At 53.6% G+C, this 12,387-nt stretch carries 8 protein-coding genes and 1 CRISPR repeat array; all 8 genes read left to right on the top strand.

Annotated elements, in window-relative coordinates; translation table 11 throughout:
* The first annotated feature begins 27 nt into the window (after positions 1–27).
* Positions 28–702 (top strand): type I-C CRISPR-associated protein Cas5c, encoded by a 675-nt coding sequence (gene cas5c, locus IE090_RS07580; protein WP_189387769.1) that lies wholly within the window; start codon positions 28–30, stop codon positions 700–702.
* Positions 699–2,558, top strand: a complete 1,860-nt coding sequence (cas8c, locus tag IE090_RS07575) for a type I-C CRISPR-associated protein Cas8c/Csd1 (RefSeq protein WP_189387768.1) — start codon at positions 699–701, stop codon at positions 2,556–2,558. Before cas5c ends, cas8c begins: the two co-directional genes overlap by 4 nt.
* Positions 2,555–3,424 (top strand): type I-C CRISPR-associated protein Cas7/Csd2, encoded by an 870-nt coding sequence (cas7c, locus tag IE090_RS07570; protein WP_189387767.1) that lies wholly within the window; start codon positions 2,555–2,557, stop codon positions 3,422–3,424. The genes cas8c and cas7c overlap by 4 nt, the downstream gene beginning before the upstream one ends.
* Before the next feature lie 27 nt (positions 3,425–3,451).
* A complete protein-coding gene (gene cas4, locus IE090_RS07565) occupies positions 3,452–4,075 on the top strand; it encodes a CRISPR-associated protein Cas4 (protein WP_189387766.1) in 624 nt (207 codons plus the stop codon).
* Positions 4,072–5,088, top strand: a complete 1,017-nt coding sequence (gene cas1c / locus IE090_RS07560) for a type I-C CRISPR-associated endonuclease Cas1c (RefSeq protein WP_189387765.1) — start codon at positions 4,072–4,074, stop codon at positions 5,086–5,088. Before cas4 ends, cas1c begins: the two co-directional genes overlap by 4 nt.
* 9 nt (positions 5,089–5,097) lie before the next feature.
* On the top strand, positions 5,098–5,391 hold the full coding sequence (gene cas2, locus IE090_RS07555) for a CRISPR-associated endonuclease Cas2 (protein WP_189387764.1): 294 nt from the start codon (positions 5,098–5,100) through the stop codon (positions 5,389–5,391).
* A 175-nt stretch (positions 5,392–5,566) separates the two neighbouring features.
* Positions 5,567–8,989: direct repeats of the CRISPR family, unit length 32 nt; unit sequence GTCGCGTCCTTCACGGGCGCGCGGATTGAAAC.
* Positions 8,990–9,090: 101 nt separating this feature from the next.
* The gene (apbC, locus tag IE090_RS07550) at positions 9,091–10,188 is read left to right on the top strand and encodes an iron-sulfur cluster carrier protein ApbC (RefSeq protein ID WP_189387763.1); all 1,098 of its coding nucleotides are present in this window, start codon (positions 9,091–9,093) and stop codon (positions 10,186–10,188) included.
* Positions 10,189–10,315: 127 nt separating this feature from the next.
* The gene (locus IE090_RS07545) at positions 10,316–12,376 is read left to right on the top strand and encodes an NADPH-dependent 2,4-dienoyl-CoA reductase (RefSeq protein ID WP_189387762.1); all 2,061 of its coding nucleotides are present in this window, start codon (positions 10,316–10,318) and stop codon (positions 12,374–12,376) included.
* The last annotated feature ends 11 nt before the right edge of the window (positions 12,377–12,387 follow it).

Here is a 12,387-nt window from a genome sequence, read left to right as displayed (position 1 = left end):
CTAGTTTAATTTTCAACAGGAGGTTTAATGGCATACGGAATTAAGCTGCTGGTATGGGGGGAGCGTGCCTGTTTTACCCGGCCAGAAATGAAAGTCGAACGCGTTAGTTACGATGTAATCACTCCCTCGGCGGCCAGAGGTATTTTGGAGGCCATTCATTGGAAACCGGCCATTCGCTGGCACGTCGATAAAATACAGGTGCTAAAACCGATTCGCTTTGAATCCATTCGCCGTAACGAAATTGGCAGTAAACTATCGGCCGGGAAAGTCAAATCGGCAATGAAAACCAGCAATACGTCGGGGCTGGTCAATTATGTTGATGAAGATCGACAGCAGCGTGCTGCTACCGTACTGCGTGACGTGGCTTATGTGATCGAAGCGCATTTCACGCTCACGCACAAAGCAGATGCAACCGATAACGAAGGCAAACACCTCGATATTTTTAAGCGCCGTGCTCGCAAGGGGCAATACTTTCATGCTCCCTGTTTAGGTGTGCGTGAATTCCCGGCCAACTTTGAACTGATTGAAGACGATGCACAAGTTCCTAGCGCAGATGCTGCACTGCAAGGTGATAAAGACTTAGGGTGGATGCTGCACGACTTTGACTTTAGCAACGGGGTCACGCCGCATTATTTTCGCGCAGTGATGAAAAACGGCCTAATTGATGTGCCGATTTTTCAAGGGGAAGAGGTCAAGGCATGATACTGACAGCACTGAATAAGTATTATGACCGTCTGATGGAGCAAGGCAATACAGAGATCTCCCCCTATGGTTTTAGCCAAGAAAAAATCAGTTATGCATTGGTGATTTCCCCTGACGGCGAGTTGGTAGACGTTATGGATCTTAGGGATGCCAGCGGTAAAAAACCACGGCCCTCGGTGCACCTGGTGCCGAATGCTCCTAAACGCTCAGTTAATATTGCACCTTGCTTTTTATGGGACAAAACCAGTTACGTACTCGGGCTGACGGCCAGTGATGCTGACAAGGATCTCGAGCGTGCCGCTAAAACCCACCAGGCGTTTAAGGCGTATCATCAGCAGTGGATAGGCGAGAATGACGATGTCGGGCTACAGGCTGTGCTGGCTTTCTTGCATCGATGGGATGCACGACAAGACCCTCGTAATGCTCTGATTGACGATGACATGCTCGATGCCAATGTGCTGTTTCGCCTAGAAGGGCAGCAAGGTTTTATTCACGAGCGTGCCGCCGCCAAAGAGATCCGAGCTAAGCAGCTGGCCACCCACTGCGATGTTGAGCGAACTTGCCTGATAACGGGAGAGCCCTCGGCAATCGCCGAGTTACATCCAGCGATTAAAGGCGTGAATGGTGCACAGTCTTCAGGGGCTTCTTTGGTGTCTTTTAACTTGGATGCATTTACCTCATACGGCAACAAGCAGGGAATGAATGCACCGGTCTCAAACAAAGCAGCCTTTGCGTATGGTACGGCGTTAAATTATTTATTACGCCGTAGCGATACGAATCATCAGCGGGTGAATATTGGCGATACTACGGTAGTATTCTGGGCCGAAGCAGAAACCGAGCAACAAGCTCAGGCTAGCGAGAACTTGCTGGCCGGATTGTTTTCAGGCTCTCCGAACCCCGCACTAGACAGTGAAAAGCAGGCTGCCGATAGCGACAGAGCCGAAGCTAGTAAGCTCAGCAGCGCCTTTGCTCAACTGGCCCAAGGTCGCCCGTTGCAAGACATAGCAGCCGATTTAAAACCCGATACCCAAATCTACGTATTAGGCCTGGCGCCGAATGCAGCGCGCTTGTCGGTACGTTTCTGGGAAAGCAACAGCCTAGAGCAGTTTGCCAAACGCCTAGCGCAGCATTATCAGGATTTGCAGATGGAACCGCTGCCGTGGAACACGGCACCCAGTATATGGCGTTTGATCAATGAGACCGTACCGCACAGGCCTGGGTCCAAACCAAAGCAAGACGACGCCTCACCGCAGCTGGCGGGTGAGCTGGCCCGCGCCATATTAACCGGCCAACGCTACCCGCAAAGTTTGCTGGCCAATCTGATTATGCGTTTTCGCGCTGATGGGGATATCTCTAGTTTACGTGTTGCGCTGTGCAAAGCGGCACTGGTGCGTAAATTGCGAACACTGAATCCAATCCAATATCACAAGGAGCTATTCGTGAGCCTAGATGTAGAGAACCAAGACCCTGGTTATTTACTGGGACGTTTATTTGCTGTCCTGGAAGCTGTGCAGAGGGCCGCATTAGGGAAGTCCGTTAATGCTACCATTCGAGACCGTTATTACGGTGCTGCGTCGGCAACGCCGGCCAGTGTTTTTCCGGTGTTACTTCGCAATGCTCAAAACCATTTGAGTAAAGTGCGAAAAATCAAACCTGGTTTTGCGGTCAACCTCGAAAAGCAATTGGGCGAAGTCATAGATAAGTTAGACAGTAGTTTTGCCAAAAACTTGGGGTTAGAAGCACAAGGGCGGTTTGCCATTGGCTATTACCATCAACGCAGTGAACTGTTTAAAAAACATGAAAAAGATATTGAAACTACCTCTTCTCAGCACACCATGGAAGGAGAAACCATATGACCGCTATTAGTAACCGCTACGAGTTTGTTTTCTTTTTTGATGTCACTAACGGCAACCCTAACGGTGACCCAGATGCAGGTAACATGCCGCGCCTCGACCCAGAAACCAATCAGGGCTTGGTGACGGATGTTTGCTTGAAGCGCAAAATCCGCAACTTCGTTGCGCTGGCCAAAGACGATCAACCCGGCTTTGACATTTATATGCAAGAAAAGTCGGTGTTGAATAATCAGCATAAAAAAGCTTATGAAGCCTTAGAAATTGAGCCGGTTGCTAAAAAACTGCCGAAAGAGCACCAGGTTGCTCAGCAGCTAACGCAATGGATGTGCAAGAACTTTTTTGATGTGCGTGCTTTTGGTGCTGTGATGACCACTGAGGTAAATGCAGGCCAAGTACGCGGGCCGATACAGATCGCATTCGCTAAATCTGAAGACCCCATCGTGCCATTGGAAGTCTCAATTACCCGAATGGCGGTGACCAATGAAAAAGATCTGGAAAAAGAGCGTACTATGGGGCGCAAACATATTGTGCCTTATGGGTTATACCGAGTTCATGGTTATATCTCTGCTAAGTTAGCGGAGAAAACCGGTTTCTCTGAAGAAGATTTGGCATTACTGTGGCAATCGCTAATCAACGCCTTTGAGCACGACCGCTCAGCTGCTCGTGGCGAAATGTGCGCACGTCAGCTGTTTGTGTTTAAGCACGACAGTGTGATGGGCAATGCACCCGCGCATAAATTATTTGAGACCGTCAGCGTGACGCGAGTTAACGGTGAAGCCGGCAGTCCAGCACAGTCGTTTGCCGATTATCAAATACAGCTTGACAGTGAAAAGCTGCCCGCGTGTGTCAGTGTTGAGGCCTTGATCTGATCTTTAAATAAACAAGGAATCTCTGTCATGGACGACAGCCAGCCCTTGGCCATCTCAGCCATTCAGCATTTTGCTTACTGCCCGCGCCAGTTCGCTTTAATCCATTTAGAGCAGGCCTGGGCAGACAATCGCTATACTGTCGAGGGCTTATTGCTGCATAGCAGAGTGGACGAGGGCGAGCCAGAACAGCGCGGTAATCTGCGCTACGAACGTGCGGTACTCATCACCAGTCAGCAGCTTGGCCTGAACGGCAAAATGGACCTGCTGGAAATCGAGACCAGTTACAGTCCGCCTAAACTCACACCCGTGGAATATAAACGTGGCAAGCCCAAAGTACAGGATTGGGATCGTCTGCAGCTGTGTGCCCAAGCACTGTGCCTAGAAGAAATGCGCAACCTCGACATTTCCGCAGGGGCGCTCTGGTATTGGCAAACCCGCCACCGCGAGGTTGTAACCTTTAGCGATGATCTTCGTCAGGCAACGTTAGACGCCATTCGCGGCGCTAAGGAAATACTGCTCAAGGGCCAGACACCAGCGCCTACATCGCACACCAAACGGTGTAAAGCTTGTTCTTTGGTAGATCAGTGCCAGCCAGAAGTCGTGCGATCTGACCGCTCAACCTTCTACGTTCAGGAGCTGTTCAAGGAATGAAAAAACTCCTGAATACCCTGTACATCACTCGCCAAGAAACGTACTTACACAAAGAGCGCGAGACCATTGTTATAAAACAAGGGGACGAAAAGCTGGGGCAGTTTCCATCACTGGCGTTGGAAAATATCCATTGCTTTGGCCGAGTTTCTGTCTCGCCTTTTTTAATGGGCTACCTGGCGCAGCAAGGTATTGGCTTGAGTTTTTATACCGACTATGGTCGTTTTCTCGCCAGACTGCAGGGCCCGGAAAGTGGCAATGTTTTGCTGCGCCGTAGCCAGTATCGTTGGGCCGATGATAGTGAACGGTCGCTCTCCGTTGCACGCTTAATGATTGCCGCCAAAATCGCCAACAGTAGAGCGGTACTCCAGCGCGATATCCGTAACCATGGTGATCAGCACGAGCTTCAGCAAGCTGTGGTCAAATTGGCCGCTAGTCTACGCAATACGCAGCAGGCCAACAGCTTGGAAACTTTGATGGGCCTAGAAGGTGATGCCGCCAGTACTTACTTTTCCGTACTGCAGCAGCGCATTCGAGTACCTGGTTTTTGCTTTAATGGTCGCGTTCGCAGGCCGCCAACAGACCCCATCAATGCACTGTTATCATTTGCTTATTCAATGATAACTCAGGATTGTGTGTCGGCTTTGCAGGGTGTAGGGCTAGATCCTTATGTTGGTTTTTTACATCAAGATCGTCCGGGTCGACCGGGGTTGGCGTTGGACTTGATCGAAGAGTTCCGTGCTGGGTGGGCCGATCGCTTGGTGCTGACATTGTTAAACCGGCAGCAATTAAAAACAAAAGACTTTACCAAAGAGGGTAGCGGTGCTGTCAGGCTCACTGAAGACGGTCGCAAGACATTCTTAACGCATTATCAAGAAAAGAAGCGTGAACAGCTGACGCACCCCTATCTGCAAGAGAAAATACCCATGGGCTTGTTGCCCCACTGCCAGGCCTTGCTGCTAGCTCGGCATCTTCGCGCTGATCTGGCCTGCTATCCGCCTTGGACAATAAAATAGGAAAAACTCATGTTGATACTGATTACTTACGATGTCAGCGTCATCGCGCCCGACGGGCCAAAGCGGCTAAGAAATATAGCCAAAGCATGCCTCGACTATGGCACACGGGTACAAAACTCCGTTTTTGAGTGCGAACTGACCCCGGCACAATATGTACAACTCAAAGCGGCGCTGTTAGACATTTATGACCCTGCCGATGACAGTTTGCGATTCTACCACTTGGGGAAAAAAGGCCGTGAAAAGGTTGAGCATCACGGTGCCAAACAAGTAACTGACCCCCATTCAGGCGTACTGATTCTTTAACCGCTAACCCGCGGTCCTCATAACATTGCCGGGCGGTTAGCGATTTTCTAGGTCATTGATATTAAATACTTTTTTCTGGCAGTGATATTTACCGTCGAGAACCATTTAGGTAAATCTGAGGGATAGCGCAAATAGGGTGCTTTCCTGCAGCTCTTTAACAACTTAGAATAGCGGTGTCGCGTCCTTCACGGGCGCGCGGATTGAAACCGGCGCCAATAAAGCGGTGCTGCATCCGGTAAAGGTCGCGTCCTTCACGGGCGCGCGGATTGAAACTAAGTCTTCTAACAGGTAAGCCAAATAATTAAGCGTCGCGTCCTTCACGGGCGCGCGGATTGAAACGGTCTTCGTTGGAGCGACTGATCAAGGCGGGGTTGTCGCGTCCTTCACGGGCGCGCGGATTGAAACAGGAGATAAATAATGGTGGGGTTGAGGCGTTTTGTCGCGTCCTTCACGGGCGCGCGGATTGAAACGCGAGCTGACTGGAACAGCGCTGCCTGATTACGCCAGTCGCGTCCTTCACGGGCGCGCGGATTGAAACAATCGATGACATTTGGGAGTCTAAAGTGAATGCTGTCGCGTCCTTCACGGGCGCGCGGATTGAAACCGGGTAATTATCAGGGTAACAACGACGAGCCGCAGGTCGCGTCCTTCACGGGCGCGCGGATTGAAACTGAGTATGACGAGCAGCGCCTGCAGGATTACTGCGTCGCGTCCTTCACGGGCGCGCGGATTGAAACATCGAACTGCTGCCGCACATCAAAGGCGAGAAGGGTCGCGTCCTTCACGGGCGCGCGGATTGAAACAATAAAATCACAAACTTACAACTTTGCGCCATACCGTCGCGTCCTTCACGGGCGCGCGGATTGAAACTTCGCCAGTAAGGTCGGTGATCGTCTGCGCTGTGGAGTCGCGTCCTTCACGGGCGCGCGGATTGAAACACGCTTATGAGTTGTGCCACTGGCGCACGGTCGAGGGTCGCGTCCTTCACGGGCGCGCGGATTGAAACATCCGCGCAATGAAGGCAAGCGGACGCACCAGCAGGTCGCGTCCTTCACGGGCGCGCGGATTGAAACGCCGCAGTGGCAGCCCTCTTGCGGCATGCCAGGGTGTCGCGTCCTTCACGGGCGCGCGGATTGAAACTGCCACGCCCTTGGCTGTCAGCTGATCTATCAGCGTCGCGTCCTTCACGGGCGCGCGGATTGAAACTGGAATGCCAGGCTTTGAATTTCGTGGGTTGGAAGTCGCGTCCTTCACGGGCGCGCGGATTGAAACGCTAAAAAACAAGAGCGCCGGTTAATGACCGCGTGTCGCGTCCTTCACGGGCGCGCGGATTGAAACAGCAACGAGGAGCTGGTGCGCCTACTGCCAGTCGGTCGCGTCCTTCACGGGCGCGCGGATTGAAACTCCGCTCCGCCGTTGCTGTAGTCAAACTGATCGCGTCGCGTCCTTCACGGGCGCGCGGATTGAAACTGTTGTCAGGTCTAAGCCCTGTACCAGATCGAACAGTCGCGTCCTTCACGGGCGCGCGGATTGAAACTTAGAGCTTGGCAGCAAAAAGGCGATACGCGAAGGTCGCGTCCTTCACGGGCGCGCGGATTGAAACGTTGTATGGCCGATCCATATTGCTATAAATCGCGTCGCGTCCTTCACGGGCGCGCGGATTGAAACGCATCAAGATCGCAGGCCCTCTCCTGCCGCTATAGTCGCGTCCTTCACGGGCGCGCGGATTGAAACATCACGGGCGCTTCTGCGACTATTCTGGCGACGGGTCGCGTCCTTCACGGGCGCGCGGATTGAAACATCTCCACCTCCAAGCGATTTTGGGATGATGTGAGTCGCGTCCTTCACGGGCGCGCGGATTGAAACCCTAGCGTCTTCGAAGTCCAGCGTTGACACCCATGTCGCGTCCTTCACGGGCGCGCGGATTGAAACACCGAATCCCGCAAAAATCTGACGCCACGACTGGCGTCGCGTCCTTCACGGGCGCGCGGATTGAAACCCAGTGGGTTTTGATGCCGTGGGCATCCCACGGGTGTCGCGTCCTTCACGGGCGCGCGGATTGAAACTCGACTATTGTTACAGGCATTGGCGCGATCGGTGCGGTCGCGTCCTTCACGGGCGCGCGGATTGAAACGGTTTACGGAGGCGCTTTATCAAGACGTTGATATGTCGCGTCCTTCACGGGCGCGCGGATTGAAACAAATCATCTGGCGAGTTCACCCAGCACGCAACCGGTCGCGTCCTTCACGGGCGCGCGGATTGAAACGATGTACGTTTGCAGTGCTGCTAGATCGCGTGGGGTCGCGTCCTTCACGGGCGCGCGGATTGAAACGATTAGAGTCTGTAATGACATAAACCCGCCACTAGTCGCGTCCTTCACGGGCGCGCGGATTGAAACAAGCTCTACGGTCGGCAGACCCAGCGTTACAACAAGTCGCGTCCTTCACGGGCGCGCGGATTGAAACAGCACCGGCCCAGTCAGCCTACCCTGCGGGTGCAGTCGCGTCCTTCACGGGCGCGCGGATTGAAACGCTCGCATATGCGTCGGTTTGGAATAGACAAGGCAGGTCGCGTCCTTCACGGGCGCGCGGATTGAAACTGGTTTGTCAGGTAGTGCTCGCAGGAGTACTTCCAGTCGCGTCCTTCACGGGCGCGCGGATTGAAACTCAAGCTCTGGTTTTTGTTGCTGGCGTGTCGCCAAGTCGCGTCCTTCACGGGCGCGCGGATTGAAACCGGTCAGTCTGTGCACGTATCAACAGGGCTTTTAGTCGCGTCCTTCACGGGCGCGCGGATTGAAACTGGCATGGCAGTCAACGAAGTTGGCCGCATTCCTGCGGGTCGCGTCCTTCACGGGCGCGCGGATTGAAACTCGATGAAGTTTGGCGTGTTTGGCCGGTCGGCACGTCGCGTCCTTCACGGGCGCGCGGATTGAAACTTGCCGGTAAAGCCCATGGCCAAGAAGACAAAGCGTCGCGTCCTTCACGGGCGCGCGGATTGAAACGTCAGCAAGCTGAGCATAGATGCCCGCGCTTTGCACGTCGCGTCCTTCACGGGCGCGCGGATTGAAACTGAGCATAGTACTCTGAAAATTTACGAGAAAGGACCGTCGCGTCCTTCACGGGCGCGCGGATTGAAACTCTGGCATTGGTCGATTTATCGAACTGTTGCCTAGTCGCGTCCTTCACGGGCGCGCGGATTGAAACTGTATCGCCGTAGCCACCAACTCAGCGCAGTGCCGTCGCGTCCTTCACGGGCGCGCGGATTGAAACTTTGGCTTCTTCGGTGTAGGAAAAGTCAAATGATCGTCGCGTCCTTCACGGGCGCGCGGATTGAAACAGTTGTAAAAAAATCAAAGCTGACTATTGATCAAGTCGCGTCCTTCACGGGCGCGCGGATTGAAACCCTGTTTTCCCGGCAATCGCCGGAAGCCCAGCCGTCGCGTCCTTCACGGGCGCGCGGATTGAAACGCGCTGAGCTATCGCCTGGTGGCTTAGCTCGGCGTCGCGTCCTTCACGGGCGCGCGGATTGAAACCTCCTTTGCCGCGAGCGTAGCACCTAAGTAAATCGTCGCGTCCTTCACGGGCGCGCGGATTGAAACAGCAACTTCTATAAATCCGAGCGCGGCAGTCTGACATTTGCCCTTTCCGGGCGTACAATCGCGCCATCGAGAGTAAAGGTTGTGATCTAAGGGGATGCACCGTGAGCCAAATAACCCAGTCTCAAGTTGAGCAAGCCATCCAGGGCTACATCGATCCGTATTTAAACAGCGATTTGGTCAGTGCTGGTGCGCTGCGCAGCGTGAGCATTAGCAATAGCAACGAGATCGAAGTGGCGCTGCACTTACAATACCCGAGTGGCTTCTTGGGCAATGGCGTCGAGCAAATGCTGCAAACGGCGATAGAAAACATCGACGGCTGCCAATCGGCCAGCGTTAAAATCAGCTGGGAAGTGCTGGAATGCAAGAGCCAAAACAGTGTTGAGGCCATAGCGCAGGTTAAGAACATTGTGGCCGTGGCGTCGGGCAAAGGCGGTGTCGGTAAGTCGACTACGTCTGTAAATTTGGCGCTGGCATTGGCCAAAGACGGCGCCAAAGTGGGCTTGTTAGACGCCGATATTTACGGCCCTAGCCAGGGCATTATGCTGGGTGTAGACGAGGGCACGCGGCCAGAAACCATCGACAATAAATGGTTTGTGCCGATTGAAGCCCACGGCATTAAAACCATGTCGATGGCGTATTTGGTCACTGAATCGACGCCTATGGTGTGGCGCGGGCCTATGGTCGCCGGTGCGCTGCAGCAAATTCTGACGCAAACCCAATGGGGCGAGCTGGATTATTTAATCATCGATATGCCCCCGGGCACGGGTGATATTCAGCTGACCTTAAGTCAGAAGTTTCCGGTATCGGGTGCGGTCATTGTTACCACGCCGCAGGACATTGCTTTGGCCGATGCCAAAAAAGGCATTGAAATGTTCAATAAGGTGAACATTCCAGTGATGGGCATGATTGAAAACATGAGCATGCATATTTGCTCCAACTGCGGCCATGCCGAGCCTATTTTTGGCCAAGATGGCGCCGATGAGTTAGCGCAGCGCTACGATACCCAAGTGCTGGGCTCGCTGCCGCTGTCTAAATACATTCGCGAGCAAAGCGATGCTGGCACGCCGGTGGTGGCCGCTGATGATTGCTCGGAAGTGTCGATGATGTATCGCCACGCCGCGCGCCGCTTAGCCGTAGCCTTGATGCGCCAGGCGCAAAACCGCCAGGCCATGCCGAGCATTGAGATCAGCGACGACTGAGTGCTTAAGATGCCCCAAGTGTGTAAGTTTGCGCACTTGGGTTTTTTATTTGCACACTTGGGTCATTTACCCGGCGCTTTGTCAGGGTAAACTGCGCTCATCACAATCATTCCTTAGGTAGCCCTTGATGAGTCAGTATCCGCATCTGTTTGAACCCTTGGATTTGGGTTTTACCCAACTGAAAAACCGCATCATGATGGGCTCGATGCACGTCGGCCTAGAAGACCGCCCTTGGCACTTTGATGAAATGGCCGCTTATTTTGCCGAGCGTGCCCGCGGCGGTACCGGCCTGATGGTCACCGGTGGCTTTGCCCCTAACCGCCGTGGTGACTTGCTGCCGTTTGGCTCCAAGCTGATTAGCGGCTGGCAAGTGCCGTTTCATAAAAAAGTCACCTCGGCGGTGCATGAGGCGGCATCAGACAGCAAAATCCTGCTACAGATTCTGCACGCCGGACGTTACGGCTATACCCCCTTTAATGTCGCTCCATCGGCGATTAAATCGCCCATTACGCCTTTTAAACCGAAAGAACTAAGCGCCAAGCAAATCGAAAAAACCGTCGATGATTATGTGCGCTGCGCCAAGCTAGCCCAAAAGGCCAACTACGATGGCATCGAGATCATGGGCTCGGAAGGCTATTTTATTTGCCAAATGCTGAATAAGCGCGTCAACAAGCGTACCGATGAATGGGGCGGTTCTTACGAAAATCGCATGCGCTTCCCACTGGAAGTGGTGCGTCGCATTCGTGCCGCCGTGGGTGAGCAGTTTATTTTGATGTTCCGTCTGTCGATGCTCGACTTGGTCGAAGACGGCTCGGACATGGCCGAAGTGATTCAGCTGGCCAAAGAGCTGGAAAAAGCCGGCGTTAACCTGATTAACACAGGTATCGGCTGGCACGAAGCACGGGTGCCAACCATTGTCACTTCAGTGCCGCGGGCGGCATTTACCGACGTGACGGCTCAAGTAAAAGCCGCGGTGTCTGTGCCTGTGGTGGCGTCGAATCGCATTAATATGCCGGATGTAGGCGAGCAGATTCTGGCCAGTGGTCAGGCTGATATGATTTCTATGGCGAGACCGCTGTTGGCCGACCCTGAGTGGGCCAATAAAGCGCGCGAGAATCGCGCTGATGAAATTAATACCTGCATCGCCTGTAACCAAGCCTGCCTGGACCACACCTTTGAAAACAAGCGCGCCAGCTGCTTGGTTAACCCACGCGCTGGCCATGAAACCAAGCTGTTATACACGCCAGTGGCCCAGCCGAAAAAAATCGCTGTGGTCGGTGCTGGCCCGGCCGGTTTGGCCTGTGCCAATGTCGCGGCGCAGCGCGGCCATAAGGTCACCTTGTTTGAAGCGCGCGGCAATATTGGCGGTCAGTTTAATTACGCAGCGAAAATTCCCGGCAAAGAGGAGTTTTACGAGACCATTCGCTATTTCCACAAAATGATCGAAGTGCACAATATCGACTTGCGTCTCAACACTTGGGTCGATGCTGAGCAATTAAAAGCCGAAGGGTTTGATGAGGTCGTGGTGGCGTCTGGGGTGGAGCCGCGCGTGCCGAATATGCCGGGCGTCGATCACGCCAAGGTGGTCACTTATCAAGATGTATTGGATAAAGGCCTGCAACTGGGTAAAAAGGTCGCCATTATGGGCGCCGGCGGCATCGGCTACGACATGGTGGAATATCTGACCCACGAAGGCCCATCCATTACCCTAGATAAAGACGCCTGGATGAAAGAGTGGGGCGTAGATGGCAGCAACTCAGCGCGCGGCGGTTTAAAGCCAGCGCATATCGAGGAGTCGCCACGCAAAGTTTATATGCTGCAGCGCAAAGCCTCGCGCTTTGGCAAAGGCTTGAATAAAACCACCGGCTGGGTGCACCGTGCGGTGGTGAAAATGAAAGGCGTTGAAACCATTGGCGGCGTTAGCTACGACAAGGTTGACGATGCCGGCTTGCACATCACCATTACCACTGGCAAAGAGGGCGAAGAAGTAAAAGAAACCCGCGTGCTCGATGTCGACCACGTGGTGCTGTGCGCAGGCCAAGTGTCGGTGAATAAATTGCACCAGCAATTAGAGCAAGACAGCAGCAAAACCTTTGGCTTGCACTTGGTGGGCGGTGCGGAGTTTGCCGGCGAACTAGACGCCAAACGCGCTATTAAACTGGCCAGTGAACTAGCCGCACAGCTGTAGCAGGGAGCATT

Source organism: Bacterioplanes sanyensis (assembly GCF_014652515.1).
Taxonomy (GTDB): Bacteria; Pseudomonadota; Gammaproteobacteria; order Pseudomonadales; family Oceanobacteraceae; genus Bacterioplanes; species Bacterioplanes sanyensis.
Note: the sequence above shows the minus strand (reverse complement) of the source record. Positions and strands in the feature narration are given on the sequence as shown.

What these genes read in the sequence shown, in the direction of transcription:
- cas8c (WP_189387768.1), top strand. Translation starts at nt 699, where the DNA reads ATGATACTGACAGCACTGAATAAGTATTATGACCGTCTGATGGAGCAA.
- IE090_RS07545 (WP_189387762.1), top strand. Translation starts at nt 10,316, where the DNA reads ATGAGTCAGTATCCGCATCTGTTTGAACCCTTGGATTTGGGTTTTACC.
- cas7c (WP_189387767.1), top strand. Translation starts at nt 2,555, where the DNA reads ATGACCGCTATTAGTAACCGCTACGAGTTTGTTTTCTTTTTTGATGTC.
- cas1c (WP_189387765.1), top strand. Translation starts at nt 4,072, where the DNA reads ATGAAAAAACTCCTGAATACCCTGTACATCACTCGCCAAGAAACGTAC.
- cas4 (WP_189387766.1), top strand. Translation starts at nt 3,452, where the DNA reads ATGGACGACAGCCAGCCCTTGGCCATCTCAGCCATTCAGCATTTTGCT.
- cas2 (WP_189387764.1), top strand. Translation starts at nt 5,098, where the DNA reads ATGTTGATACTGATTACTTACGATGTCAGCGTCATCGCGCCCGACGGG.
- cas5c (WP_189387769.1), top strand. Translation starts at nt 28, where the DNA reads ATGGCATACGGAATTAAGCTGCTGGTATGGGGGGAGCGTGCCTGTTTT.